This window comes from Acinetobacter sp. AOR43_HL (assembly GCF_027854635.1).
GTDB lineage: Bacteria > Pseudomonadota > Gammaproteobacteria > Pseudomonadales > Moraxellaceae > Acinetobacter > Acinetobacter pittii.
The window spans coordinates 177,096-202,833 of sequence record NZ_JAKTHX010000037.1; the positions used below are offsets into that span (position 1 = coordinate 177,096).

Below are 25,738 nucleotides of genomic sequence, written 5' to 3' on the forward strand. Positions count from 1 at the left end.
GAGACTATTTTTAATAAATCTCATTGATTTATTTGTGAAAATATTTTTTTCGAATAATAATAAAAAGAGGTACTAAATTTGATAAAGGGTCATTATGGCTGGCAGACCAAGAGAGTTTGATCGAGAAGAAGCCCTCGTAAAAGCGAGAGATTTCTTCTGGCTTCACGGCTATGAAGGCACATCCATGTCAGATTTAGTTGAAGTTTTGGGGATTGCCTCTGCTCGAATTTATAAAGCATTTGGCTCAAAAGAGGCTTTGTTTAGAGAAGCTGTAAATCACTATGAAAAAAATGAAGGTAATTTCGCCTTAAATGCTTTAAAGCAAAAAAATATTAAGGATGCAATCAGTCAATTATTTGCAGATGCACTAGCGCTTTACACGCAAGCCAACCATTCGTATGGGTGTATGGTTGTGTCGGCAGCGAGCGTGTTAGGTGAAGAAAACCAAGCTGTTTTGGAATGGATGAAAGAACAGCGTATTGCACGGGGCCAAAGTCTGGTCGATCGATTTATTCAGGCAAAATCAGACGGTCAATTGGTGGCAGAGGCTGACCCTAAAACCTTAGGGCAATATTACGCACTTGTTCTGCATGGGCTATCGGTTCAGGCCAGAGATGGATATTCGAAAGAAGAGCTTTCTCAGGTGATCCATTTTGCATTAAAGAATCTAGATCAATATGTTGTAAATGCTTAAGCGATTCAACTTTCAAGCTGAGACTTAATAGGGTTTTTACGATTAATAGCTCTCGTAAAATTCACTCTTCGTATAAATTTGACTTAATCATGAGCGGCAAACCAAGACTACTTAATAAACTAGTTCGAGAATTTGGTACATTCTTACTTTCTAAATTAACAAGCTCAATAAATTCTTTATTAAATTGTTTTCTAGGATATTTTTCTAAAATTTCATTTCTAAAAGATAAGGGGAGTCTATATAGACCGTCACTAATCACATCACAGGATGCACCTTGCTGTAATAGAGTAATTTCTGCTGGGTCAGAATGATCTATATAACCGTTCATATGTAAGCAGATAGCATCTTTAATAACTTCACTTTTCTTCTCATCAAAGCTATGTTCTTTAGCCTTTAGCTCAAATTGTTTAGCACTCTCATAGGTAAAACAGTTACAACCTTTACTATGAATATGTTGCTCAGTTACACCAATATCATGAAAAAGTGAGGCTATTAAAAGTGACTCAGCATCAAATTGCTGTTTTTGTATATGGCCTAGGGCAGCTCCCCAGAAATAGGTTCGCCATGAATGATTGTAGATAGATATACTTGCTTTAGCTTCGAGCTCATCAAGCGCGACTTTAACCATTTGAGTATCTGGTATTACGATTTGATCGATATCAAAATCGCTAGAAGTTTTGAATCGAAAGTAATTTATTTTTATAGAGGCCATAACACTTGGCAGCATAATTTTTTGAATTAACTTAATTTTCTCTTTGAAGCTGAGCTGACCATTTGTAGCTTGCATCCAGTGATATGAACCAATTCTTTTAGTTTTCATGATTAGCTCTCATTTTAGAGTAATTACTCTAAAATATTATCATAGATAATTTTTTGCAAGTCGTATCTTTTAAGACCCCGTTAGAACTTTGATTGATAAGCGTTTTATAAACCCCAATTTAACAATAAATTTTAATTATTTATCCTTACTTTTTAATGATCTATTTTAAAGCAAATGTCATTTTGTGTGCTTGACTGTAAAAGGGTTGGACACTATCCTTTGCCTGCTGGCCTACATTGCCAGTCGGTTTTAGCAGACCGTATCAAACGTACATTAGAAGTTTCGTGCTTCTAGTGTTGAGCCCTCGTGCCCCCTCTATGGCGGAACGGAGGGGGACACCTTCGGGTGTGCTGGCCACGTTTGACCAGTCTGCTAACCCCTTTCGTTCTGCCACCATAATTTCTATTAATGTCTGGCAGAACTCCCAATAAAAAGGAGTTGGCTTTGCACATCCATTATTTCTTGGCAGCCTTTGCCAAAAGCTATAACGACACAACTTAAACGTTTAAAGCAGTTTGATCGCCGTAAGGTTTTCAGGCTTTAAATTATTTCGTCTAAAAACTTAATCAACAATAAAACTTGAGATGTGCCAAGCACAGTCTTTATGGCTTTGCTGTACCTTTTTTTCTCCCAAAAAAGTATCTCATTTAGAAACAACAATAATTTTTAGTGGTAAAAATATGCCAAAGTTAGTTCTCTCAACACGTGCTATTCAAGTTATCAATAAATCGATTGATTTATTTCACCACCACGGATTCCATACGGTTGGAGTCGACCGAATCGTGAAAGAATGTGAAGTGACCAAAGCAACTTTTTATAACTTTTTTCATTCAAAAGAGCGGTTTATTGAAATCTGTTTAATCGTACAAAAAGAACGTTTAAAAGAAAAAGTGGTCTCAATCGTTGGGTACGACCAGAACACAAACGTGAAGGATAAACTCAAGAAACTTTATTTTTTACACACCGATTTAGAAGGACTTTACTACCTTTTATTTAAAGCCATTTTTGAAACGAAACTGACCTATCCAAAAGCCTATATCACCGCAGTGAGATATCGCACATGGCTGCTGAATGAAATTTATAGCCAGCTTATAAAACTAAAAACCGATGCAACTTTTCAAGACGCCAAACTATTTTTATATATGATTGAAGGCGCAATCATCCAGCTTTTAAGTTCGGATGTGGCAATCGAGCAGGAGAGAATGCTTGAGTATTTTTTACTGGGGGATGGGTGATTTAAATGAATATTTGAAAGATACAATAATACTGCTTATGGCATTGTTAAGCAGTATTTTATATAAATCGAAAATAGTAAGAATTGAGTATATATAAAGTAAAAGATATAATTAAAAAAAATTAAAAATTGAGAAAGATAATTTTATATTTTAAAAGATATAATTTATTTTATTATTAAGTTTATATTAATAATCGAGTTGAGTTTGACTTTTTTGATGAAATATTAGATAGTTATATAATTTGTTAAATTTTAATAAAGTTAAATGACGATTAAGAATACAGACACTAATTCAGGTGTGCAGGCTTCGAACGGATTTGCATTTCAAAGAAATAGTGCTATTTGCATCTTACTTGATAAGTATGATTTATTAGTTGGCAATAATTTTTTTATTTGTATCGAGCATTTTGATGACGTTATTTTTACATTTCTAGATAATAATAATGAAGTAAATAATATAGATTCGTATCAGGCGAAAAAGTCTACATCATCTTGGTCAACTGATAAGGTATTAGGTGAAATAGTTGCCAAGATGACGAATGTAGGCGCTAATTTATTATTAGACAAATGGCCTAAAAATATAAATTACAAACATGATTTGATATTTCTAACTAATAATACTATTAAACTTAATTGTGCCAATATTAAAAAGAAAGGCGTTGAGTCTTATAGCGAAATTGTTAGAGAAGATAATTTTTTTGTTAGCTTTTCTGATTTGCATGAAAATATACGAAATAATTTGATAGAGAAAATGGATAAGTTTGAAAAAAATATTACCCAATTAGAAAATATAAAGTTTATGCACCTTGATGTTGGTGCAACAGATAAATCTCAAAAAGAACAAATATTAGGTAAAATATCTAAAATTTTTAAAGGGAAATTCATAGATTCTAATGCTGCACTCGAATTAATTTTATCATTATTTAGAAATGTAGAAACTGTTTATAATCAGGGTCATATAACTACATTGTTAGATGAAAGCAAAAGAATATACTCATCTAAAATATTTGAAGCATTAAATGTTATAGAAAATAAAACAAAAACATATGAGAAATGGCGTTTAATGGCTAATGAAGTAGCTAAGAAATTAAAAATCCCTCCTTGCAGTCACTAGAGATTATAAGCGATATATTGATAATAGTTTTGATTATTTTAAAGATTTAAAAATGGTTGAATTTCAAAAAATTTATCATTTTGTAAATTCTTCTGATGTTGATTCTTTTTGTTATTCAGAAGAAGAGAGTATCTTAACTTTGAATAAAGAAATTAATGAAAAATTGCAATTAAATTTATCTAAAGAAGTAATTTTGTTTGCCATAGTAGCAGCATATGTTGAAACTAGAGGGGAGTCATTGTGAGTGTTTTCATCAAAAGTTTATTAGTTTTTTCTACAGATACTGAAAAATGTTTTTTTACGGAATTTCATGAAAAATTTAATATTATAAAAGGAAAAAACACCTCTGGTAAAAGTACTTTAATTCAATCGATAATATATACATTTGGAATTAATGATGGTAAAGAAAAACTAAATGAGATTCTTCAAAATAAATTAATATTTAGATTGGATTTGTTATTTAATGAGGATGAAATAACTTTAATACGTGATAATAGTTCTTTTTATACTTTTATATCAGATAAAAATGGTATAAAAAAGATCAAAAGGTTTGATGGCATCAATGCAGATAATTCAAATGAGCATGTGAAATTAAAAGAATATATTTCTGAAATTTTTAATTTTAATTTGTATTTAGAAAGTAAAGGGAATCTGGTAAAATCTCCATTGGAAGTGATGTGGTTACCTTCCTATATATCACAGTCAGTAGGATGGGTATATTTGAGAGAATCTTTTTCTAATTTGAATTATTATAAAGATTTTAAAACAGATTATATAGATTATCATCTTGGAATTTTAAAGGGAAATGAAAGAGTTGAATTAAATCGGTTGCAACTTGATAAAGCAAAAAATGAAAAAGAAATTGATTTTTTAAACAATATGGGTGGAAATAATAATGAAATAGTTGTTACTAAATTGATTGAAGAAAAATATATATCAAAATCAAGTGATTACCTTAAAGGGTATGAGGAATTATGTGAGGAATTAGTTGAAAACGAGTCAAAATATATTGAGTTATGTAACTTAAAAAGCTTGGAAGTGGAAAGGAAAAAAATCTTAAGTAAAATAAAAAGTAATATTAAAAAACAAAAGCCTGAGCATGATTTATGTCCAGTTTGTATTCAAGTTTTACCTAACTCATTAGAAGACCTATATGCATATTCTCAAAAAGTTAATAATACAAATGAAGAACTAATTGTTATTAATGAAAAAATTAATCACACTCAATCATTAATAAACTCCTTATCTAAAAAGATAAAGAAAATAAGTGATTCTATTTCAATTAGATATAATAATTTGTTTGATCACATCCATGATGAAAGAGACTATTCCTTTAATGAATGGGTTGATAATAAGGTAAATATTAAATTTTTAGATACGGTTGAAAGAAAAATTTCAGATAAAGTTATTAAAAATGAAATGATTGACTTGAAGTTAAAAAAGTTCTTATCTGATGATGAAACTTGGAGTATCCGTACAAAAAAGGAAAATATTTTTTATAAAATTTTTCATAGGAATCTAAATGAGTTGAACGTTAAGCTTCCAAATGAAAAAAGATATACAAGATTATATAGTATTAACTCCTTTCCCTTTCAAGGAGTAGAGTTACATAAAACTGTAATGGCTTATCATTTTGCCTTTAATGAGTTAATATCGGAAACAAAAGAACTGACTATATTTCCATTTCTTCTTGATGCAATTATGAAAGAAGATATCGACGAGGAGAATAGAAAATTAATATTTAATTTTATTTCTAAATATTCTCCTAAGTCAAAACAGATATTTTTTTCTGTCTCTGAGGCATTGAAAGATAGAGTTAACAATAATTCAAGAAATATTCAGTTTGTGCAACAGCTGTACTTCCCGAATAATTCAAAAATTATACAAATTGGAGATGGTGATAGTGAGCGTACATTCTTGAGGAAAACCAATGCTGAAAATATGTTTAGAATTGATGAAACTTTAACTTTAATGAATGAAGTTTAATAAATTTAAATAAAAATTATTGGTTAATATCTGTTAATTGTATATTTAAGAAATACTACGATATCATTTATTCAGATAGCTATGCTTGTCACTAAATTTTAACTTGATATTTAACAATGGTAATTTTAGAATCCGCCCAATTAATTTTTAGGAGCTTCAATGTGAGTACTTGCTCGAGTGGCAGTAGTCGATCGGTAATAGTCTAAGTATCCACTGAAGTCCTAACAGACCTCTTTTTGTGGATGCAAGAAGAGGTTTTTTATTTTTATCTTTTCATTTCTATTATTAACCCATGATCTAATCATGTTGGGTTGCAGTACTTGCATGTGCTCCATGACTTATGGGAGTGATGCCAGTGTTATTTACTTTAAAGAAACGCTCACTTATTTCTAGTTTCTGTTTATTCGCATTATCTAATGCAAGCTATAGTGGACGACCTATGGTTGTTGACGATGCCGTTCTTGTTTCTCCAAAAACTTGTCAGCTAGAAACATGGGCACAGCATAACTCTGACAGCAAAGAATATTGGGCAACACCAGCCTGTAATTTTGGTGGCAATTTTGAATTTGCTGTAGGGATGGGGAGAGTAAATGATGATACTGAGCATGTCAGTTATGCAACTCTACAAGGTAAGACCTTATTAAAGCCTTTAGAAACGAATGATTGGGGAATCGGCTTTTCTTTTGGCACTCAAATCAATACTAAGGATTCTTCAAAGAAAGATTGGACGTTTAATGTTCCTTTAAGTCTTTCTACTTTGGATGATAAATTTTTAATCCATGCCAATATGGGATGGTTACGTGAAAATACCACACATAAAAATCAAACCACGTGGGGAATTGGAACCGAAACACAACTTGCTAACCCATTAACGTTCACTGCCGAAATATATGGTAATGACCGAAATGATGCCTTTTATCAAACAGGTTTTCGATACATTGTCTATAAAGATTTTGTTCAATTAAACGCAAGTTATGGCAACCAAATTTCTCATCATGATAATGCTTTTTTCTCTGTCGGGTTTGTATTTTTAACAAAACCGTTTTTACCTTGATGGTTTATACGCATCTTGAACTATCAACAAATGTGACAGAATCTAACTTTTTATATCGTGTAAATAACGCTATCTTGATTGGACTTGAGCACATCCTTTTGAAGTGTTCGTCTTTTCGTTAGATTTTTAGGTATTTAAAAAATGAATAAAATGCACGTAACTTTGGCGGTCATTATTGGTTTAATTGTTGGTGGTGTAATCGGTGCTCTAGGCTACTCTAAAACTGCTGCGCGTTATGACGCGATGACGACAGCATGTGTCATGGTAAACCAAGCAGTTGAACATGGCATCTTAAAACCAGAACAGGTGAAAGAGCTTGGTGAGCTAACAGGCCAAAGCCTTAAAAAAGATTATGAATCAGTTGCTTCCAAATTTAAATTCTCTGAAAAGCAATTAGGTAATGCATCTGAAGGTTCTAATTGTAGTCAGTTTATTGTTGGGGTAAATGCCGCACAATAACCATTAAGAAGCCCATAGTGAGTGGGCTTTTTTATAATGTTTAGTTAGGGCAGCTACAATATTAACTGAACATATTATCTCTAGACTGCTATAATAATGATCAATTCAAAATCTGAAATATAAGCTTGCCTAAAGGCAGGCTTTTAATATGTGTAATTAAGTCTGCTAGGAAATATGAAACGCTATTTAAAACAAACTGAATCGGCTACGACTAATTGGACAACAGAGCAAGACTGCTTCTTGATCGAAAATAATTCTCTCTCAATTTACGAGCTCATCGAACATTTACCTTTTTCTGAAGAAGAAATACGAGTGCGTCGAGCTGTTTTAGGGCTGGTAAGACGAGATAAGCAAATGAAAATATATTAATTTTACCAAATGGTAAAAATAATATGAAAATAAATGTTTCTAATTATCTCTATTCAACCATGCATTTTTGCGGATGAGTTATCAAAACCTTAATTTTTTTAAGAGTTTTTATGGTGCAATTTACATAAAGCACTAACTACTTACAAACCACTCTAATAAGGCTACCTTTAATTACACTACTTTAAGCATAATCAAAGACAGAAAACATTCATAGATCAGAACTTTATAACAATAGTACGGAGAGAGGTTAATGCCAAAGTATCTAGCTGTAGCCGAAAAGGTTTATAAAAATATAAAAAAAGATAGCTTATTCACTGATGACATTACTCAGAACCTTAACTGTTTAATTAGTCAGATTCGAAAAGCCATCAAAGGAACTGAGTTTAAGCTCAAGTTCAACTATATAGACTTTGAAGAAAACTTAACGAAACCGTTAAGTGAATGCAAAGTTCAAATTGATCTGAGCGTTATGCCAAAGTTCGTAAATGAAGGTGAATATCTTCTTTGGTTAGCTGGATTTATTGAGCGAATCACAGAAGGTGGAAAACCAAAGTTACCGCCAATTTCGCACTTTTTACCACCAGGTTTTAAGATGTCGAAAGATGCGTTTCCGGTCACTGTTGCTCCTCCAAAAGAAGAGCATGCAGACATGATTATCAATTATTTTAAATCTGAGGATTTTATTAAAACTAATAAAACTCCTTCATAAAAGAATATAGAAGTAAACGTCCACCTTACTTCTATATCTGCTGGTTTAAATTCAGCGACCGCCTTCTGGGGCGGTTTTTTTTGACTTAAAATTGATCATTACTTAATTGTGATAACTAGAAAAATTTAACTTCAACAAAAGTCTTAAATGTATATAAATATGAAAATAAAAAATGTTTTTAATAAATATCAATTGCTTAATTATATTTGTCGGTAAAGTAAAAAATACATTTTTCACATTACTAATGTACCAAGTAACGCAATTAAACATTTAGCAGTTCATAATCTTTAAAAAAAGAGAAAGTGAACGATATGAATGAAAATGCAGAGCTTATAAAATACATTGACGTTGCTGAAAACGTCTATGAACGTGTCTATGAGAATAATCAAGTTTCAAATAATTTGATTGTTAACCTTAACCGCATCATGGCGGAAATCAAAAAACAGGCCCAAGAAAAAGACCTAAAGTTAAAATATAAGTCGATTGACTTTGAATATTGCTTGAGTTTGCCTTTGGCTGATAGAGATATAAAAATTGACCTTAGTTTGATGCCTCACTTTGAACATCGTGATGAATGCATTTTATGGCTAACCAACTTTATTGGAAAAATTAGTGTACCTAAAAAGATGACCAGACAAAGGTTAAATTTTCTTTAAATTTTTTTAGATTTAAAGCGATATAAGTCATTACTAAAAAACTAACTGCCTCTATGCTTAAACAGTTATGCTTTATTACAGATCGATATTTCATAATTAGAAAATGACAGAGCGCTTTAAAATGAAAACGTTTGCATTAACCTTTGCTGTTTTAGCTTCGTTATCCACCTATGGTCTAGCCAATGACTCTACGGGTTACGTGGGTACAGGTGGGATTCAATATCTCAAAAACTCACAGATTGCCATGCAAAGCGAAGATCTATTCATCAGTAAAAAACTGATTAAGGTCGACTATCTTTATAAAAACTTAAGCAATAAAGACGTAACGGAAACCATCTTATTCCCGTTACCACGTATTGATAATTTTTTTGAGTCTGATTTTGCTCACACTGAACAGCTTTTAAAAAGTTTTAAAATTGTGGTGGATGGTAAAAATATAAAATCTGAGATGCATGTCAGAACTTTTATTCAAAAAGATGAAAAATCGCCACTGATTGATGCAACGGATGAGTTTAAGCAATGCGGTTTTAGTGAAAAAGAAATGTTAAACCCATGGACTCGCACTAACTATGATTATGAATATTATGTAGACAAGCTAAAACAATGTAATAATCCGCAAATACAGAAAATTTTAGCTAAATTTAAAAAAGATGACGTGATCCCGTGGTCATCTCAAGTGGTTTATAGTTGGAAGCAGACTTTCAAAGGCAATAGTTTGACTAAAATTCATCATGAATATAAACCTTTGGTCGGTGGCTCTGTCGCTCTCTATCCAGATGAATATAACCAGCAATTTTGTATGGATAAACAATTTAAGCAGGGCTTAAAAAAAGCCAGTGCAGAAAATTCGCCGTTTAGTGCGTTGGGTTATATTTTGACGACGGGCGCAAATTGGGCAAAGCCAATTGAAAACTTTAAGCTCACCATTGAGCGTGATAAGGATGAACTGGTTTCATTTTGTTGGGATGGGCCAGTTAAAAAGATTAGTCCAACTCAATTTCAAATGACCAAGACTAAGTTTGTACCTAAAAAAGACCTAGATATTATTTTTGTGAGAGTTCGATAATTTGATACCAGCTTCTGGTTTGACCAAATTGGCTCACTATCAATTGTGTGTCATGAGCGTAACATGGCACACAATAAGAAAAAGATGCTCTATGTTGCTGCATGTAGGATTGTTGGCGTAATGATTAATTAGAGCAGTTTCTTTTTAATCCAATAATCTAAACTGAAATAACGGCCGCCTCCAAGAACAAGCAGTGCGAGTAGCATGACTAAATACGTAACGGCAAACTCAACTCCATTATTTAAAATTACAAACGAACCACTGGAAGTGAGCCAATCATAATTGCCGTAGGTTTGTAATATTCCGCGAGCCTTCTCTAACTTTTCAGCCGAGGCCAAGACCTGCATGTTTGCAAAGGGTGCATTCGGATCAGCAATCGCTTGCCATCCATTTGGTATATGGACAGTAAATATGGCAACCAACATGGTAATCATGAGTGGGATGCTAATTAAGCGAGTAAAGAGGCCAAATGTTAATAGTATTGCACCTGCTAGCTCAGCCGTTGTTACAAGTAATGCCATTAAATACGGAAAAGGAAGTCCTAAACCTCCATCTGAGTTGCCAAACCATTCTACAATGTCATTAAAGTGTATTAATTTATTTGTGCCAGCCATCCAAAATATAGGAACTAAATACAATCGAAGAGCCAGAGCTGCGATGCCGTCTGCATGTTGTAGAGTTTTACCCAGTTTTTGATAATATTGAGATAAGCCATAAATAAAATTCTTCATGATAATTTCACATCCGATGCGATTGAATATTAATTAGTCGGATAAAAACTGTATTTCTTACATAAAAAAAATTTTATTTACGGTGTAATAAAAAAGGATTTGGTCCGTCTAACTATACGTACAAATGTACAAACCGAGAATTTATCTTTAAAGGAATACTAACATGAACAAGCTCAATTCAATGACTTCAGTGGCGGCATTATTAGCACTTTCAGTTGCTGGCGCTACACAAGTGGCGGTAGCAGCAACCCATACAACAACCGAAGCACATGCAACCAAAGCAGCAGATGGAAAATGCGGTGAAGCAAAATGCGGTGCTAACAAAATGAAAAACCACGAAAAGTCTGGCGAAGCAAAATGTGGTGCAGATAAAAAAGCAGCTGATGGTAAATGTGGAGCAACCAAAAAAGCAGCGGACGGCAAGTGCGGTGCAGATAAAAAAGTCGCTGACGGTAAGTGCGGCGCTAAGTAAACGATCTGATCATGGATGATGTCGGCCTTCTGGTAAGTGTCGGCATCGTTTCCAAAAGGAGAAATCACCATGATGGATTTGTCAGGCGTAGGACTTGGTTTAAGGCGTGATTTTATAGATTCGTTTTTAGATGCAAAAACATGTCCCGATTTTATCGAAGTTGCTCCTGAAAACTGGCTAGGTTTTGGTGGACGACACGCGAAATTACTCGCACAGTGTGTTGAAAAAGCTCCATTAATTTGTCACGGCTTGTCATTGTCTATTGGCGGTCCTCATCCACTGAATCTTGAATTTATCGAAAAAATAAAAAGCTTTTTAGAACAATATGATGTCTCGATTTACTCTGAACATTTAAGTTATACAAATGATGGGGGCTATCTATATGATTTGTTGCCAATCCCCATGACCGAAGCGGCTGTTAAATATGTCGCTGAACGTATTTTACGTGTTCAAGATATTTTAGGAAGACGATTAGTCATAGAGAATGTTTCTACTTATTTAATGCCCAATGCTGAAATGAGTGAAGCGGAGTTTATCCGTGAAGTTCTTCAATATGCAGACTGTGATTTGCTTCTGGATGTAAATAATGTCTATGTCAACAGTATTAATCATGGCAATGATGCATTTGGATTTATTCGGGATATGCCAAAAGAGAGAATCCGTTATTTACATATTGCTGGACATGAACAAGTTCAGAAAAATTTATTAATTGATACGCATGGTGCAGAGGTTTGTGATCGCGTATGGGAACTATTGAGATATACCTACCAAGTATGTGGAATAAAACCAACCTTATTGGAACGTGACTTTAATATTCCGTCATGGCATGAATTAGAAGAGGAACTTACCAAAATTAAACTTATTCAACAACAGGAGAGTGGCTATGAAGGGAAATCAAACATCCTTCCAAACCATGCAACGTCAGTTTTGTGACTGGATTAGAGATCCTGATTTGGAAATACCTCAAGCACTTCCTGTTCAAAGAATGCAAATTTATCGGGATTTACTTTTTAATAATGTCAGTTCATTTATTAACTTAGTTTATCCTGTCACTCGTGCGATGTTGCCAGAGTTAAAGTGGCAACAAGTACTCTCGGAGTTTTTTCAAAAAGCAGAGTGTCATTCACCTTTATACAATGATATCTCTTTAGAGTTTAGAGAGTATTTAACAGAGCAACAGCATCCCATATTGCAAGAATACCCATGGTTGGCTGAGTTATTGCAGTTTGAATGGCTTGAATTGTATTTAGATACTGTTGAAATTGAAGATGTCGTTTTGCATGAAAATTACGCTTGGCAATTAAGCACCCAAGTATGGGTATTGGTTTATCAATATCCTGTTTATAGGTGGACGACTTTAACTACGCAAGAACAAGTTGAGCTCTCACCGAATGCAGTAATGGTCTGGCGCGATGAACAGGATAGAGTACGTATTGAACAACTCTCTCCATTGTTTGCTATGCTAATTGAACAGTTAACTCAAAATATAACGTTAACTGACCATGATATTTTTACACTCATTCGATCTGTACTTGCTGACTTGACTGAGTCTGAAATTTACCTGCAAATTCAAGAATTAAAGAATCTATTAACTCGGCTACAATTAATTCAAATTCCCTATAATCTAAAAGAGGCACAAGGATGACTTCAGCCGCGGCATCACGTCATGACGACCTAGGGGATCAACTGCATAATCCAGCCTTTTTACAAGACTTAAGACAGCAAATGATTAAATTTGCTTTTTTACAGTTGTCTTCGCTTCCGCAAGCTGAGGATGTAGTGCAAGAGGCATTAACGAGCGCTTTTCAAAATTTAGATTCATTTAAAGGACGGGCTGCGTTCAAAACATGGGTATTCGCAATTTTAAAAAATAAAATTATTGATGTAGTTAGGCAAAAGTCACGCTTGGTCGCAATGTCTGAATTATTTAAAGATGAGGAAAGTGAACTCAGTGTTGATGAATTATTTGATGCATCAGGGCACTGGCATAAATATGAAGCACCTCAAGCATGGCAAAGCCCTGAAGAAATGATAGAGCAGTCAGATTTCTGGATAATTTTTGAAGCTTGTTTAAATCATTTACCTGCCAAATATGCTCAAGTTTTTATGATGAGAGAGGTGATAGAGTTGAGTTCTAATGAGATTTGTAGCAAGTTTGAATTGTCTATCTCAAACTTTAATGTGTTGATGTATCGGAGTCGTACCAGACTACGTGAATGTTTAGAAAATAAATGGTTATTGAAGGAGGATTGTTCATGCTGACATGTCGACAAGCCACTCAACTGTTGTCTGAAAAGCAAGATAGACCGTTGTTATTACGTGAGCAAAGTGGTTTACAACTGCATTTATTGGCGTGCCGCTCATGCCGCCGTTATTCAAAACAGATCAAAACAATTAGTCAGCTTTCTAAAGCATTTAAAAATTTGGATGGCTAATTTTATTTAAAAATTTATTTATTGCTAGCCTAATCACGCTAACAACTCCCATACTATAAAAGTAAAGGAGTTTTTTAAGACAGGATGAAACGTGAATTTAAAGAATCTTGAAGCATTTTATTGGGTTGTGACTTTAAAGAGCTTCAATAAGGCCGCGACTAAATTACAAACCACCCAGCCTGCGGTCTCTCAAAAAATCACATCTCTTGAAAATGAATTAGGCTTTAAAGTCTTAGATCGAAGTTATCGGCAGCTTAAACCGACTCACAAAGGCTTAACTTTATTTAAGTACGCCGAAAAATTTATGCGACTAGAGACCGATCTGGTTGCAGAGCTGACTGAAAATCAACACCTGACTGGCACCATTCGTTTAGGCGTTTCCGAAACTATTGTCTATACGTGGCTCGTTGAATATATCGAAAAGGTTCAGCAAGAGTTCCCAAAAATTTCAGTAGAAATTGTGGTAGACCTTACGCCTAACTTACAAGAAGGTGTTCGGACAGGTGACTTAGACATGGCTTTTTTACTTGGGCCAACTTTAGCTTTTGAGTGTATTGAACAAGCTTTATGTGACTTTGAACTAAGTTTCTTGGCTTCACCTTCATTTAAAGGTGGGGTTGCTCAAATGTCTTTTAAAACATTAATGTCACATACCATTTTAACTTATCCAAAAATTACCTATCCCTATAAAGAATTGAAAGCACGAATGAAAGAGCAAGGGATTGATGAACCACTTTCAATTACCAGTTATTCATTGGCAACTTTACTGCGTTTAGCCGAGCAGGGCTTAGGCATTGCTGTGGTGCCGACCTTAACGGCGTTAAAAGAAATTACTGATGGGCGACTAGAAATATTAAATACGCCTATTCAGTTAAAGACGTTTCATTTCACCTCGATTTACATTCAAGGAAACGATGTTGCCTTAAAAGAGAAATTAACCGAAGTTGCGGTTAAGGTCTCTGAATGCGCTATGAAAAGACTCAATGAGCAAATTAAAAAATAAGCTGTTTTTGTGTGTCTTTTATCCCTATTTTTTCTTATTTAAAAAAGCTGTTTTGTATGTAAAACCATAAAAGCAGCTTATTAACTTCAATAAGTAAAGCTTATCCTGATTTTTTGATAATTAATAAATCATTAAAAATCAAATATTTGAATTTTTTATTTTATGTAAAAAGTCTTATTGTCCGTAGGGATTAGCTATGTTTTTATTTTAGACACAAGATTTGATCACCGATTGTGTTGATTGGGGAACAGGGAATCTTTGTCATTTTAAAGGATTAAAGAATATCGTTTGGGACAAAAAATGGTGTTCTTGGTTCAACTTGAAAATAGCGTTGTTAAGCTCAAATGGATGAGGAACGCATTAATATGTCTTTACTGAAATTTTCTTTTTTATCAGATCGCCAATGGGCCATTGTGGCCTCGATCTTTATGATGGCGACCTCTGCAATGGGGCCAGGATTTTTAACCCAGACTGCTGTATTTACAGTCAAGTTAGGTGCAGCATTTGGCTTTGCCATTTTAGTTTCCATTCTGATTGATTATGTTGTTCAACAAAATATTTGGCGAGTGGTGACACTTACTCAAATGCGTGCATCTGACATTGCCAATAAAGCATTGCCGGGTAGCGGTTATTTACTAGCATTTTTAGTGATTTTGGGCGGGTTTTTCTTTAGTGTCGGTAACATTGCCGGTGCAGCTTTAGGTTTAAATGCGCTGTTTGGCCTAGACACAAAGTGGGGCGGTATTTTAAGTGGTGCATTAGCCATTTTGATTTTTGCATCAAGAAAAGCAACGCTTGCCATGGATAAAAGCATGATCGTGTTGGGATTACTTAAAATCCTCCTGATTATTATCGTTGCTGTCATTGTAATGCCTCCGGTTGGGCAAGCTGTACATCAAACCTTTGCTCCAGATCAGATCGACTTTGCCATTATTACCACCATTGTTGGCGGTACGGTTGGTGGCTATATCTGCTATGCAGGTGCACACCGTTTACTCGATAAAGGCGCTGTTGGCCCTGAAAATATTGATGAAGTTGCTAAAGCTGCGACCAAGGGCATTGTTGTGGTCGGCATCATGCGCTATGTGTTGTTCTTGGCTTTTTTAGGTGTGGTGGTGAGCGGTGCAACCATTGATTTAGCTAGCCATGACGCCAATCCGGCAGCTCAAGCATTCCAATATGCAGCAGGTACATTTGGTTTTAAATTATTTGGTTTAATTTTCTGGGCAGCAGGGATTAGTAGCACCATTGGCGCAGCATATACTTCGGTGTCATTCTTTACTGCGTTTAAAAAGAACTTAACACCAAAACAAACCAACTATACGACCATTACCTTTATCGCATTGGCTTTATTACTCTATGTGTTATTGGGTGCAACTCCGGCAGGTCTACTCATTTTCGTAGGTGGTTTTAACGGTTTGGTGTTGCCAATTGGCCTTACAATTTTTGTGTATGTTGCTGCGTGCCGTAAAGATTTGATGGGTAATTATAACTATCCAAAATGGTTGCTTATTTTAGGTGGATTAACATGTCTGTTAACGTGGTGGATGGGCTATATGTCGTTTACGACAGTGTTTAACTATTTGACCAAGCTTTAAGCCAGACTGCGTGAAGTGATAAAGGAATAATGCCATGTTTGTAGATTTAAATAGTGATTTGGGTGAAAGCTTTGGCTCATGGAAAATGGGTAATGATGACCAGATTTTACCTGTCGTGACCAGTGCCAATATTGCTTGTGGCTTTCATGCGGGCGACCCGCTCGGCATTTTAAAAACGGTTCGTAAAGCCGCTGAGCTTGGCGTGACCATTGGCGCTCACGTGTCTTATCCAGACCTTGTAGGCTTTGGCCGCCGTAATATGGATTTGTCACGTGACGAACTGATTGCCGATGTGCTTTACCAAATTTCTGCACTCGATGGCTTGGCTAAAGTAGCTGGCTCAAAAGTGCAATACGTTAAACCACATGGCGCGCTCTATAACACCATTGCACATGACCAAGCTCAGGCAGCAGCAGTAATTGATGCCATTAAAATGTATAACCCTGAACTGGTCTTAGTGGCTTTAGCTGGGTCGAACTTGGTAGAGCAGGCACGTGCGGCTGGTTTAAAAGTTGTGTCTGAAGCTTTTGCAGACCGTGCTTATAACAGCGATGGTTCATTGGTTTCTCGTCGTCTAGAAGGTGCGGTTTTACACGATCCGGCATTTGTTGCGAGCCGTGTGGTTTCAATGCTTAAAAATGGTGGAGTTGAGTCAATTGACGGCGTATTTACCCCAATTCAAGCCGACACCATTTGCCTACATGGCGATACCGACGGTGCGCTAGAGATGTCGGCTGCCATTAAAGCCGAGCTTTTAAAAAACAATATTGAAATCCGCCCATTTGTAAATAAAGCATAAGGATGAGCACCATGTATAAGGATATTAAAGTCGACCCAGCTCAACTTGAAGCTGCGTTAGATGCACGTTTAAAAATCCGTGCAGGTTTTGATAAACCGACAGCAGGGATGGCCGCAGGTATGACGCAGGTCAACATGATTTCGGTGCCAAAAGAGTGGGCATATGACTTTCTACTCTATGCACACCGTAATCCGCAAAGCTGCCCAGTGCTTGATGTGCTCGAAGAAGGCATCTATGCAACTAAGCTTGCAGCAGACTCAGACATCCGCACTGACTTCCCACGTTATCGCATTTGGAAAGATGGCCAAATGGTCGATGAAGTGACCGATGGCAGAGAGATTTATAATGCTCATCCTGATTTGGTGACATTCTTAATTGGTTGCAGTTTTTCGTTTGAAACAGCTTTGCAAGAAGCGGGCATTGAAGTTCGTCATATTCATGACGACACCAATGTACCGATGTATTTGAGCAATATTCAGTGTGAACCAGCAGGCCGTATTTCAGGAAATATGGTGGTTTCCATGCGACCAATTCCATCGCATCAAATTAGTGAAGCGGTACAAATTACAGCACGTATGCCGAGCGTGCATGGTGCACCTGTACATATTGGGCACCCTGAAAGCTTAGGAATTTTGGATGTAAATAAGCCAGACTTTGGCGATGCTTCTCGTATTGAAGCGGGTGAAATTCCAGTGTTTTGGGCGTGTGGAGTAACGCCGCAAGCTGCCGTCATGAACTCGAAAATTCCTTTTGCGATTAGTCATGCACCGGGTTACATGTTTATTACCGACATTCCTGACCGTGCTTGGATTGGCTAATTGGACTAAAGAAGAATTAAAAGGATAAGCAAATGCGTTTTTTATCGGTAAACGCCGATTGTTTTCTGATTGAGCTTGCGAGCTTAGAGGAAACTTTGGCGTTGTACAATAAATTGCAAAATACGCAATTGAATGGAATTAAAGACTTAGTCCCCGCTGCAAAAACAATTTTGGTTTTCTTTAATGAGATCGAAACCAACTTTAAAACGCTGGTTGCTTCAATTCAGAGTCTCAAAGTTGATTCTGGATTTGAGCGTAGCGGTCAAGAAGTGATTGTGCCGATTCGTTATGATGGCGAAGACCTTGCTCAAGTTGCAGAGCTACAAGGTTTGTCTGTGGCAGATGTGATTAGAAAACATCACCAAAGTGTGTGGAATGTGGCTTTTATTGGTTTTGCGCCGGGCTTTGCGTATATGAGCAGTCCCGATAAGCCTTTTACCGATATTCCACGTTTAACGGTTCCGCGTAAAAAAATACCGTCAGGTTCTTTGGGCTTGGCTGGAAAATACTCTGGTATTTACCCAAAAGACAGTCCGGGTGGCTGGCAGCTGATTGGGACAACATCAGAAAAAATGTGGGATTTAGAGCGTAAAAATCCTGCATTGCTATTACCGGGCATGACCGTACATTTTGAAGATGTGACGCATAGCCCGACAACTGTGACTGTACCGCAGCAAATCACGCGTACGGTTGAGCCTAAACAATCTGTGTCACTGTTTAAGATCACTGCGCCAAGTTTACAGATGCTCATTCAAGATGAAGGACGCTTAAATCAGACCAATATTGGTATTGGCGTAGCGGGTGCAATGGATTTATCTGCCATGCACAGTGCTAACCGTATTGTCGGTAATCCAACCGATACACCTGTCATTGAAGTTTTAAATGGTGGCTTAAAAGCAAAGATGCAACATGCAGGTGTTATTGCGGTGGCTGGGGCCATCTCAAACATTCGTGTGAAATTTGCGGATGGTCAAACCGCAGACTTTGCAAGCTATCAACCGATTGATTTGGATGAAGGCGATGAATTTCAAATTCAACCACCAACAGCAGGCTTAAGAAACTATCTGGCCGTTCGTGGTGGTATAGACGTTGAACCAGTACTCAATAGTGCCTCGTTTGATAGCTTGGCAGTGTTAGGTCCAGAGCCTTTAAAACTTGGAGATACCATTTATCAAGGGCAAGTAAAGGCAACCAATATTAGCGTAAATGAAGTTGGTAAAACCGATTTGCCACAAGCTGGCGAAGTCGTTGAGCTAGATATTGTGATGGGCCCACGTACCGATTGGTTCGAACAAGACAGTATTGAACAGCTATGTCAGCAAGAATGGCTGGTGACCAATGAAAGCAACCGAGTCGGGCTAAGACTTTCAGGTGCACAGTCTTTAACTCGCAAAATTACCCATGAACTGGAAAGTGAAGGTACATGTATTGGTGCTTTGCAGATTCCACCGAGTGGTCAGCCCGTTTTGTTTATGAATGATCATCCTTTAACGGGCGGATATCCGGTCATTGGCTCTGTTGCTAAACACCATTGGGACTTGGTGGCACAGATTCCAGCAGGTTGCCGCATCAAATTTAAAAAAATTGCCGAATTTACAGATTTTGAGAATGAAAGATGAATACAGAAAAATTATTGATTGCTAACCGTGGTGAAATTGCCGTTCGTATTATTCATGCTTGCCGTGATATGGGAATTTCATCAGTCGCGTTATATGCAGATGACGATATTGGCAGCATGCATGTCGAACTTGCAGATGAAGCATGGGGTTTGGCGGGTGCGACTGCTAGCGAGACTTACCTAAATATTCCAGCCATTATCGAAGTTGCAAAGAAATCGAAAGCAACCATGGTCCATCCGGGTTATGGCTTTTTATCTGAACGTGCTGAATTTGCCCAAGCCGTGATTGATGCAGGTTTAAAATGGGTCGGACCATCACCAAGTGCCATTGAAAAATTAGGCGATAAAATCGAAGCACGTAAAATTGCAGCTTCGGTAGGCGCGCCGTTGGTTCAAGGTACGCAAGACCCACTCAATAATGCAGAGGAAGCTTTAGAGTTTGCTAAACAATATGGTTTACCAATTGCCATTAAAGCGGCATTTGGTGGCGGTGGCCGCGGCTTAAAAGTTGCGTGGAAACTCGAAGAGGTTCAAGAGCTTTATGAGTCGGCAGTACGTGAAGCAAAAGCTGCCTTTGGTCGTGGTGAATGTTTTGTCGAGCAATATCTCGATAAACCGCGCCATGTAGAAGCGCAAGTGATTGCTGATCAGCATGGCAATATTGTGGTATTGGGTACACGTGATTGTTCATTGCAACGCCGTAACCAAAAGTTAGTCGAAGAAGCACCAGCGCCATTTATTAGCGATGAGATTTACCAACAAATTTTAAGCTCGGCAAAAAACATTTGTCAGGCAGCAAACTATGTGGGTGCGGGAACAGTTGAATATTTACTGAGTCGTGACGGTAAGCTTTCATTCTTAGAAGTAAACACGCGTTTGCAAGTTGAGCATCCAGTGACCGAAGAAACGTCGAAAGTCGATTTGGTGGTGGAACAAATTCGTGTTGCACAAGGTGAAGCGCTTTCTATTAAAGAAACACCAAAAGCACAAGGCCATGCCATTGAGTTCCGTATTAATGCCGAAGACCCAGCTCGCGGGTTTATTCCAGCCTTTGGTGTGTTGAGTTTATTTGAAGCGCCGTTTGGTAACGGTGTACGAGTCGACACAGGTGTTCGAACTGGGTCATTAGTGTCTAGCCATTTTGACTCACTCATGGCAAAACTGATTGTCACTGGTCCAACCCGAGAAGTTGCAATTGCTCGCGCTAAACGTGCTTTAAAGCAATTTAAAATTGAAGGTGTTACTTCGGTTTTAGACTTTCACCGTGCGGTACTTAATGAACCTGACTTTACAGATAAATTTAATGTACATACGCGTTGGATCGAAAACGACTTTAAACAAGAGTTAAAGCCAACCAAACGTGGCATTCCAAACCATCAACAACCGATGTTGCTGAGCTACATTGAAATTGATGGCAAGTTACACCGTTTAGGTTTACCTGCGGGTATGTTTGCACAAGGCCCAGCAACGGCAGCCCAAGCACAAACAGCCGAGCCAGAAGTGAGTGCCGAGCATTTACTTGCCCCAATTAATGGTGTGATTAGCGCTTGGAAAGTCGAAAATGGGGAGCAAGTGACAGAAGGTCAAGTAGTCGCCATTATGGAAGCCATGAAAATGGAAGTGCAGGTACTGGCACATCGCAGTGGTGTTATCCAGATTGGTGCAGAGAAGGGCGCGACCTGCCATGCAGAAACTGTGATTGCGAGAATTAATTAAGTTTTGAATAAATGATTTGGCTCACTTAAGCATTAATTTAATTGGGTCAAATGCTTATTTATTCACTCAGTTTGTTATTTTTCACAGTACTCGTTAACCATTTTTAGCTTGAAAATCAGTACTAATTATGAGATATTTATCACAGTTTAGTGATATGAAAATTAATCACTGTATTGAAAGCTCGCTTATGCGGGCTTTAATTTTTAGCCCAGTTTAAGCATTTCTCACTTAATGAGCTGGCAGCATAAAACAATTTGAGAATTTGGCACTCACTCAAAGGCGAATTGAAGAAAGCGAATGAAAATTCTACCTTCATCTGAATATGATCAAATTCTAAAATACAGTGTCTATTGGCTCGTCATCTCGATCGTGATTGGAGTCGTCGCGGGGTTGGCCTCGACTTTAATTTTTGTGGCTTTTGATATTTCAAACAAAGTTAGAAGCCTGCATCACTGGCTCATCTACTTTTTGCCTTTTGTGGGGTTTGGTATTGGTTATCTCATTAAAAAATATGGATCACCGATTGAACGGGGAACCCATTTACTGATTGATGAAATTCACCAGCCTAAGTCGTTTATTCCAAAACGAATGAGCCCCATCATTTTTATTACTTCAATTTTAACGCAACTGTTTGGTGGTTCGGCAGGGCGTGAGGGCCCAGCGGTTCAGCTTTCGGGTGCCTTAATTGACCACTTGAGCCATATATTAAAAGTCTCGGAAGATAACCGAAAAATCTGTTTAATCGCCAGTATTGGTGCAGGCTTTGCAGGGGTATTTGGCTTGCCTCTGGCAGGTGCAATCTATGGGTTAGAAATCACTGCTTTAGGTAATTTAAGATACTCAGCTATTTTTCCATGTTTTGTATCGGCTCTGATTGCATCGGCTATCCCTGAGCTATTTGATATTGTTCATCCGCATATTTTTTATGTGATTAGTGAGTTTCCAGCCATTCATTTTGGCACGCTCATGAACTTAATTGTGGCAGGTCTGATCTTCGGTCTAGTCGCACGTTTCTTTATTGCAGCCATTCATTTTGCGAGTGACGTTTTTTATAAATACGTTCGGTATTTGCCATTAAGAACGATGGCGGGTGGTATTGTCATTATGCTACTTACGTTGTTCACTGCGCATCAGCAATACAACGGTTTGGGTACAGATAAAATCATTTCATCTTTTTATGTACCGATTGAGTTTTACGACTTTTTTAACAAGACTATTTTTACTGCTATCACTTTAGGTTCAGGCTTTAAAGGTGGTGAAATTACGCCACTCTTTTATGTAGGTGCGACATTAGGTAATGCTTTAGGCGCGGTTTTAAATCTGCCAATTTCATTGCTTGCAGGATTAGGGTTAGTCAGTTTGTTTTCAGGGGCAAGTAAGGCACCATTAACGTCTATTATTTTAGCTGTTGAGCTATTTGGAATGAATGTTGCCACTTACGCCATTATTACTTGTTTATTGGCAGCATTGTTTTCTGGAAATTGTGGGTTGTATCGCCGTAAAAAGTTGATGGATTAGTAAAAATTCTTAGATATGTTGAAATCTAATTAATAAAACTTCATATATTTTAATTATTTGTTTAATAATAGATTTTAAATCTAAACTTATCTTTATGTCTTATATCTTTATATTTTATAAAAATATATAGACAGGTCTGTATTTTTTATCTAGTATTTGATCAGTTTTGAAACAATTATCTATTTTTATAAATATTGTTTATAAAACCTTAAAAAACAATCAGTAGAATTTAACAAATGTTAAAAAGAGCTAAAAATGAATTTAAACAAAATTGGAAACACTGAGCTTAAACAGTTGACTTCTTTATCTAAGAATGGGAATCAAATCTTTTCAAAATTTGAATTGAGTAATCCTACAGGTAGCCATAAAGATAGAACATTTCTTCATATTATTGAGTCATTAGAAAAGGAAAAACTCATAAAACCAGGGATGACTTTAGTCGATTGTTCTACGGGCAATGGTGGGGCTGCATTAGCATGGATTGGACGAGAAAAGGGCTATAAAGTCGTTATATGTATGCCTGAGGGAATGACGCAAGAACGGATTGATCAAATCAATAATTTCGGTGCAGAAATTATATTTACTGATAAAGAAAAGTTTTTAAATGGGAGTGTTGAAGCTGCGCGAAAATATGTTGAATTGAATAGAAATACATATTTCCTTGATCAAGCTTCAAGTCTATTAAATAAAAATGCATGGCATAAATGTGGTGATGAAATAACTCATCAATTAAAGGAGTTGAAAATTACTCCAGATTATTTTGTTTGTTCAATTGGAACAGGAGGAACTTTTTCTGGTATCGCAGAAAGATTAAAAGAGAATTTTCCTAATATAAAAACTATTGGTATAGAAGTTGATAAGTCTGCTCCAATATATGCGATGAAAAATGGTTTAAAATTTACGCATTCTCCACATAACTTAATGGGATTAGGTGCTGGTATATTATCAGCAAATACTAGTCTCGATGTTATTGATGCTATTACAACAGTTAATGGTCATGAAGCTTGGAATAGAATGAAAAGCTTTATAGAAAGTGATCAAATTGGTATAGGTCCAACTTGTGGAGCAAATTTATTAGTTTGTGAATCATTGATGGATAATATAAATAATAAAACAATAGTTACTTTGTTTTTTGATAATGCGTGGAAATATAAAAGTAGATGGGATGGTGTATACCCTGAATATCAAGATGAAAAATAATTAAGGAGATAAAAATGTTATTAGAAGAAATTTATAGAAACGCACGGGTAGTAAACTCAGGAAAAACACTTACAACAGTTAATGAATTTACTGATCAGTTACCAGCATTAAGACCCAAGGTCTTAATCGAAGTTGCCTATGCAATTTTAGAACATCTAGATTGTGATTTTGATAAAATTGTTACAGAAGAGGATAAGGGAGCACCATTAGCAACCACTATCTCTTTATTAACAGGTAAACCTCTTGCAATGGCACGATGGTACCCTTATAGCCTAACAGAACTTAATAATAATGTGGTGGATATTAAATCTGAATATTTTGAAGGAAAAATGTATTTAAATGGTATAGATAAGGGCGATAGAGTATGAACCGTACCGGGTTTGTCGGAGAGTCAATATTCTGAGAGACTATCCCGATGACAAAATTAAAATATACCCCTGAAATCAGAGAAAGAGCGGTTCAATTATTGATTGAATCTGAAAAAGATTATCCATCGAATTGGGCTGCGATCACCGCTATTGCTCCCAAGATAGGTTGTACTCCTGAAACACTACGTGTTTGGTATCAAAAATATTTAGATAAACTAAATCCAGTTAAAGTACAGCAGCTTTCAGATCAAGAACGTATTAAACAACTCGAACGTGAAAATAAAGAACTGCAACGCGCCAATGAGATTCTACGTAAAGCAGCCGCTTTTTTCGCCCAGGCGGAGCTCGACCGCCCACACAAATAATGGTGGATTTTATCCATAATAATAAAGAGCTGTACGGAGTCGAGGCGATTTGTAGAATTTTACCGATCGCACCCTCAACCTATTACCGGACTCTAGATCTCTGCGAAAATCCAGAACATCGAGCAAAGCGAGATTTACATGACTTGCATCATGCTGAGGAGATTAAACGAATTTGGAAGGAAAGTTCAGGTCGGTATGGTGTACGTAAAGTCTGGCAAAAACTGAAACGTGAAGGCTATATTATTGCACGCTGTACTGTTGCTCGATTAATGAAAAAGCTAGGTATACAAGGTGTTTGGCGAGGTAAGAACAAACAAACCACCCGTAGCCGAGATGACCAAAAACGAGCAGATGATTTAGTGAAACGTAATTTTACTGCTGATCATCCTGACCAACTGTGGGTCAGTGACTTTACGTATATTCAAACTCATTCAGGCTGGGTCTATACCGCCTTTATTATTGATGTGTTCTCACGAGCAATTGTTGGCTGGAAAGTATCTACACGAATGAATACAGATATGGTGCTCGATGCATTAGAGCAAGCATTGCATGATCGAGGCATGCCAAAGAATGTGATTCATCATTCCGACAGAGGTGTGCAATATCTTTCCATTCGTTATACCCATCGTTTAGAAGCAGCAAATTTACGAGCATCAGTCGGTACGACTGGTGATTCATACGATAATGCTTTGGCTGAAACGGTGAATGGCTTATACAAAACAGAGGTGATTGAATATCTAAAAGCAGATTGGCAAGGTTTAGCAGATGTACAACTTGCGACACTAAACTGGGTAGATTGGTTCAATAAAAAGCGTGTACACAGTGCACTGGGTTATGTATCGCCTTTTGAGTTTGAAGCAATGTACTATGATAAGATTAACCCGTTAGGTCAGGTGGCCTAACTTAAATAAAAAAGTCTCCGACAAACCCGGTACG

The 25,738-nt window shown here is 36.6% G+C and carries 28 protein-coding genes and 1 other annotated feature; of the genes, 26 read left to right on the forward strand and 2 right to left on the reverse strand.

The window, feature by feature from the left end:
- Window positions 1-94: 94 nt before the first annotated feature.
- Window positions 95-694: a TetR/AcrR family transcriptional regulator gene (locus tag MKL33_RS19515; protein ID WP_270907575.1), complete on the forward strand. Its 600-nt coding sequence runs from the start codon at window positions 95-97 to the stop codon at window positions 692-694.
- A 61-nt stretch (window positions 695-755) separates the two neighbouring features.
- Here MKL33_RS19515 and MKL33_RS19520 read toward each other — a convergent pair whose 3' ends face one another.
- Window positions 756-1,514 carry an HD domain-containing protein gene (locus MKL33_RS19520; RefSeq protein WP_270907576.1) on the reverse strand — a complete coding sequence of 253 codons (759 nt, stop codon included), beginning with the start codon at window positions 1,512-1,514 and terminating at the stop codon, window positions 756-758.
- A 680-nt stretch (window positions 1,515-2,194) separates the two neighbouring features.
- Here MKL33_RS19520 and MKL33_RS19525 point away from each other — a divergent pair.
- The 10 genes from MKL33_RS19525 to MKL33_RS19570 all read left to right on the forward strand — a co-directional run bounded on the left by MKL33_RS19525 (window position 2,195) and on the right by MKL33_RS19570 (window position 10,161).
- Window positions 2,195-2,749: a TetR/AcrR family transcriptional regulator gene (locus tag MKL33_RS19525; protein ID WP_270907577.1), complete on the forward strand. Its 555-nt coding sequence runs from the start codon at window positions 2,195-2,197 to the stop codon at window positions 2,747-2,749.
- 264 nt (window positions 2,750-3,013) lie between these two features.
- Window positions 3,014-3,862: a dsDNA nuclease domain-containing protein gene (locus MKL33_RS19530; RefSeq protein ID WP_270907578.1), complete on the forward strand. Its 849-nt coding sequence runs from the start codon at window positions 3,014-3,016 to the stop codon at window positions 3,860-3,862.
- A gap of 52 nt (window positions 3,863-3,914) precedes the next feature.
- A complete protein-coding gene (locus tag MKL33_RS19535; protein ID WP_270907579.1) occupies window positions 3,915-4,106 on the forward strand; it encodes a hypothetical protein in 192 nt (63 codons plus the stop codon).
- Window positions 4,103-5,848: a hypothetical protein gene (locus tag MKL33_RS19540; protein ID WP_270907580.1), complete on the forward strand. Its 1,746-nt coding sequence runs from the start codon at window positions 4,103-4,105 to the stop codon at window positions 5,846-5,848. The genes MKL33_RS19535 and MKL33_RS19540 overlap by 4 nt, the downstream gene beginning before the upstream one ends.
- Before the next feature lie 349 nt (window positions 5,849-6,197).
- Entirely contained in the window at window positions 6,198-6,902 is a 705-nt protein-coding gene (locus MKL33_RS19545) for a hypothetical protein (RefSeq protein WP_270907581.1), read from the forward strand.
- Window positions 6,903-7,043: 141 nt separating this feature from the next.
- The gene (locus MKL33_RS19550) at window positions 7,044-7,361 is read left to right on the forward strand and encodes a hypothetical protein (RefSeq protein ID WP_005070099.1); all 318 of its coding nucleotides are present in this window, start codon (window positions 7,044-7,046) and stop codon (window positions 7,359-7,361) included.
- Window positions 7,362-7,535: 174 nt separating this feature from the next.
- Window positions 7,536-7,730 (forward strand): hypothetical protein, encoded by a 195-nt coding sequence (locus MKL33_RS19555; RefSeq protein WP_017403055.1) that lies wholly within the window; start codon window positions 7,536-7,538, stop codon window positions 7,728-7,730.
- Between the two features lie 250 nt (window positions 7,731-7,980).
- Window positions 7,981-8,439 carry a hypothetical protein gene (locus MKL33_RS19560; protein WP_017387211.1) on the forward strand — a complete coding sequence of 153 codons (459 nt, stop codon included), beginning with the start codon at window positions 7,981-7,983 and terminating at the stop codon, window positions 8,437-8,439.
- A 311-nt stretch (window positions 8,440-8,750) separates the two neighbouring features.
- Window positions 8,751-9,095: a hypothetical protein gene (locus tag MKL33_RS19565; RefSeq protein ID WP_270907582.1), complete on the forward strand. Its 345-nt coding sequence runs from the start codon at window positions 8,751-8,753 to the stop codon at window positions 9,093-9,095.
- Window positions 9,096-9,216: 121 nt separating this feature from the next.
- A complete protein-coding gene (locus MKL33_RS19570; RefSeq protein ID WP_270907583.1) occupies window positions 9,217-10,161 on the forward strand; it encodes a DUF4424 family protein in 945 nt (314 codons plus the stop codon).
- Between the two features lie 128 nt (window positions 10,162-10,289).
- On the opposite strand, the gene MKL33_RS19575 is transcribed toward MKL33_RS19570, so the two are convergent.
- Window positions 10,290-10,892, reverse strand: a complete 603-nt coding sequence (locus tag MKL33_RS19575) for an HvfX family Cu-binding RiPP maturation protein (protein WP_130172897.1) — start codon at window positions 10,890-10,892, stop codon at window positions 10,290-10,292.
- A gap of 163 nt (window positions 10,893-11,055) precedes the next feature.
- Here MKL33_RS19575 and MKL33_RS19580 point away from each other — a divergent pair, with 163 nt between their 5' ends.
- The 15 genes from MKL33_RS19580 to MKL33_RS19650 all read left to right on the forward strand — a co-directional run bounded on the left by MKL33_RS19580 (window position 11,056) and on the right by MKL33_RS19650 (window position 25,704).
- The gene (locus MKL33_RS19580; RefSeq protein WP_130172896.1) at window positions 11,056-11,364 is read left to right on the forward strand and encodes an HvfA family oxazolone/thioamide-modified RiPP metallophore; all 309 of its coding nucleotides are present in this window, start codon (window positions 11,056-11,058) and stop codon (window positions 11,362-11,364) included.
- 69 nt (window positions 11,365-11,433) lie between these two features.
- Entirely contained in the window at window positions 11,434-12,297 is an 864-nt protein-coding gene (locus tag MKL33_RS19585; protein ID WP_270907584.1) for an HvfB family MNIO-type RiPP peptide maturase, read from the forward strand.
- On the forward strand, window positions 12,248-13,009 hold the full coding sequence (locus MKL33_RS19590) for an HvfC family RiPP maturation protein (protein ID WP_270907585.1): 762 nt from the start codon (window positions 12,248-12,250) through the stop codon (window positions 13,007-13,009). Before MKL33_RS19585 ends, MKL33_RS19590 begins: the two co-directional genes overlap by 50 nt.
- Window positions 13,006-13,626, forward strand: a complete 621-nt coding sequence (locus MKL33_RS19595) for an RNA polymerase factor sigma-70 (RefSeq protein WP_270907586.1) — start codon at window positions 13,006-13,008, stop codon at window positions 13,624-13,626. Before MKL33_RS19590 ends, MKL33_RS19595 begins: the two co-directional genes overlap by 4 nt.
- The gene (locus tag MKL33_RS19600) at window positions 13,620-13,799 is read left to right on the forward strand and encodes a zf-HC2 domain-containing protein (protein WP_017400102.1); all 180 of its coding nucleotides are present in this window, start codon (window positions 13,620-13,622) and stop codon (window positions 13,797-13,799) included. Before MKL33_RS19595 ends, MKL33_RS19600 begins: the two co-directional genes overlap by 7 nt.
- 91 nt (window positions 13,800-13,890) lie before the next feature.
- Window positions 13,891-14,802 (forward strand): LysR family transcriptional regulator MumR, encoded by a 912-nt coding sequence (gene mumR / locus MKL33_RS19605; RefSeq protein WP_014206319.1) that lies wholly within the window; start codon window positions 13,891-13,893, stop codon window positions 14,800-14,802.
- Window positions 14,803-15,146: 344 nt separating this feature from the next.
- Entirely contained in the window at window positions 15,147-16,400 is a 1,254-nt protein-coding gene (locus MKL33_RS19610) for an NRAMP family divalent metal transporter (protein WP_270907587.1), read from the forward strand.
- Between the two features lie 34 nt (window positions 16,401-16,434).
- Window positions 16,435-17,199: a LamB/YcsF family protein gene (locus MKL33_RS19615; RefSeq protein ID WP_270907588.1), complete on the forward strand. Its 765-nt coding sequence runs from the start codon at window positions 16,435-16,437 to the stop codon at window positions 17,197-17,199.
- Between the two features lie 2 nt (window positions 17,200-17,201).
- Complete coding sequence (locus MKL33_RS19620; RefSeq protein WP_270907589.1) at window positions 17,202-18,017, forward strand: putative hydro-lyase; 816 nt, start codon at window positions 17,202-17,204, stop codon at window positions 18,015-18,017.
- A 32-nt stretch (window positions 18,018-18,049) separates the two neighbouring features.
- Window positions 18,050-19,636 carry an urea amidolyase family protein gene (locus MKL33_RS19625; protein ID WP_270907590.1) on the forward strand — a complete coding sequence of 529 codons (1,587 nt, stop codon included), beginning with the start codon at window positions 18,050-18,052 and terminating at the stop codon, window positions 19,634-19,636.
- Complete coding sequence (locus tag MKL33_RS19630; protein WP_270907591.1) at window positions 19,633-21,351, forward strand: acetyl/propionyl/methylcrotonyl-CoA carboxylase subunit alpha; 1,719 nt, start codon at window positions 19,633-19,635, stop codon at window positions 21,349-21,351. The genes MKL33_RS19625 and MKL33_RS19630 overlap by 4 nt, the downstream gene beginning before the upstream one ends.
- Window positions 21,352-21,648: 297 nt before the next feature.
- Window positions 21,649-22,869 carry a chloride channel protein gene (locus MKL33_RS19635; RefSeq protein ID WP_270907592.1) on the forward strand — a complete coding sequence of 407 codons (1,221 nt, stop codon included), beginning with the start codon at window positions 21,649-21,651 and terminating at the stop codon, window positions 22,867-22,869.
- Between the two features lie 255 nt (window positions 22,870-23,124).
- Window positions 23,125-24,069, forward strand: a complete 945-nt coding sequence (locus MKL33_RS19640) for a cysteine synthase family protein (protein ID WP_046813613.1) — start codon at window positions 23,125-23,127, stop codon at window positions 24,067-24,069.
- Window positions 24,070-24,083: 14 nt separating this feature from the next.
- Entirely contained in the window at window positions 24,084-24,437 is a 354-nt protein-coding gene (locus MKL33_RS19645; protein WP_270907593.1) for a hypothetical protein, read from the forward strand.
- 47 nt (window positions 24,438-24,484) lie between these two features.
- Window positions 24,485-25,704, forward strand: a protein-coding gene (locus MKL33_RS19650; RefSeq protein ID WP_103270969.1) for an IS3 family transposase whose coding sequence is annotated in 2 segments (ribosomal slippage) — window positions 24,485-24,761 and window positions 24,761-25,704 — 1,221 coding nt in all. Because the reading frame shifts where the segments join, the coding sequence is not laid out codon by codon here.
- Window positions 24,760-24,876, forward strand: a sequence feature (AL1L pseudoknot). Its footprint overlaps the gene before it by 117 nt.
- Window positions 25,705-25,738: the final 34 nt, after the last annotated feature.

Excerpts from the sequence above, each read along its gene's own strand:
- MKL33_RS19585 (WP_270907584.1), top strand. The coding sequence starts at position 11,434 with ATGATGGATTTGTCAGGCGTAGGACTTGGTTTAAGGCGTGATTTTATA.
- MKL33_RS19570 (WP_270907583.1), top strand. The coding sequence starts at position 9,217 with ATGAAAACGTTTGCATTAACCTTTGCTGTTTTAGCTTCGTTATCCACC.
- MKL33_RS19640 (WP_046813613.1), top strand. The coding sequence starts at position 23,125 with ATGAATTTAAACAAAATTGGAAACACTGAGCTTAAACAGTTGACTTCT.
- MKL33_RS19590 (WP_270907585.1), top strand. The coding sequence starts at position 12,248 with ATGAAGGGAAATCAAACATCCTTCCAAACCATGCAACGTCAGTTTTGT.
- MKL33_RS19620 (WP_270907589.1), top strand. The coding sequence starts at position 17,202 with ATGAGCACCATGTATAAGGATATTAAAGTCGACCCAGCTCAACTTGAA.
- MKL33_RS19595 (WP_270907586.1), top strand. The coding sequence starts at position 13,006 with ATGACTTCAGCCGCGGCATCACGTCATGACGACCTAGGGGATCAACTG.
- MKL33_RS19525 (WP_270907577.1), top strand. The coding sequence starts at position 2,195 with ATGCCAAAGTTAGTTCTCTCAACACGTGCTATTCAAGTTATCAATAAA.
- MKL33_RS19615 (WP_270907588.1), top strand. The coding sequence starts at position 16,435 with ATGTTTGTAGATTTAAATAGTGATTTGGGTGAAAGCTTTGGCTCATGG.
- MKL33_RS19575 (WP_130172897.1), bottom strand. The coding sequence starts at position 10,892 with ATGAAGAATTTTATTTATGGCTTATCTCAATATTATCAAAAACTGGGT.
- MKL33_RS19635 (WP_270907592.1), top strand. The coding sequence starts at position 21,649 with ATGAAAATTCTACCTTCATCTGAATATGATCAAATTCTAAAATACAGT.
- MKL33_RS19645 (WP_270907593.1), top strand. The coding sequence starts at position 24,084 with ATGTTATTAGAAGAAATTTATAGAAACGCACGGGTAGTAAACTCAGGA.
- MKL33_RS19560 (WP_017387211.1), top strand. The coding sequence starts at position 7,981 with ATGCCAAAGTATCTAGCTGTAGCCGAAAAGGTTTATAAAAATATAAAA.
- MKL33_RS19630 (WP_270907591.1), top strand. The coding sequence starts at position 19,633 with ATGAATACAGAAAAATTATTGATTGCTAACCGTGGTGAAATTGCCGTT.
- MKL33_RS19550 (WP_005070099.1), top strand. The coding sequence starts at position 7,044 with ATGAATAAAATGCACGTAACTTTGGCGGTCATTATTGGTTTAATTGTT.
- MKL33_RS19520 (WP_270907576.1), bottom strand. The coding sequence starts at position 1,514 with ATGAAAACTAAAAGAATTGGTTCATATCACTGGATGCAAGCTACAAAT.
- MKL33_RS19610 (WP_270907587.1), top strand. The coding sequence starts at position 15,147 with ATGGATGAGGAACGCATTAATATGTCTTTACTGAAATTTTCTTTTTTA.
- MKL33_RS19555 (WP_017403055.1), top strand. The coding sequence starts at position 7,536 with ATGAAACGCTATTTAAAACAAACTGAATCGGCTACGACTAATTGGACA.
- MKL33_RS19535 (WP_270907579.1), top strand. The coding sequence starts at position 3,915 with ATGGTTGAATTTCAAAAAATTTATCATTTTGTAAATTCTTCTGATGTT.
- MKL33_RS19530 (WP_270907578.1), top strand. The coding sequence starts at position 3,014 with ATGACGATTAAGAATACAGACACTAATTCAGGTGTGCAGGCTTCGAAC.
- MKL33_RS19515 (WP_270907575.1), top strand. The coding sequence starts at position 95 with ATGGCTGGCAGACCAAGAGAGTTTGATCGAGAAGAAGCCCTCGTAAAA.
- MKL33_RS19600 (WP_017400102.1), top strand. The coding sequence starts at position 13,620 with ATGCTGACATGTCGACAAGCCACTCAACTGTTGTCTGAAAAGCAAGAT.
- MKL33_RS19545 (WP_270907581.1), top strand. The coding sequence starts at position 6,198 with ATGCCAGTGTTATTTACTTTAAAGAAACGCTCACTTATTTCTAGTTTC.
- MKL33_RS19580 (WP_130172896.1), top strand. The coding sequence starts at position 11,056 with ATGAACAAGCTCAATTCAATGACTTCAGTGGCGGCATTATTAGCACTT.
- MKL33_RS19625 (WP_270907590.1), top strand. The coding sequence starts at position 18,050 with ATGCGTTTTTTATCGGTAAACGCCGATTGTTTTCTGATTGAGCTTGCG.
- MKL33_RS19565 (WP_270907582.1), top strand. The coding sequence starts at position 8,751 with ATGAATGAAAATGCAGAGCTTATAAAATACATTGACGTTGCTGAAAAC.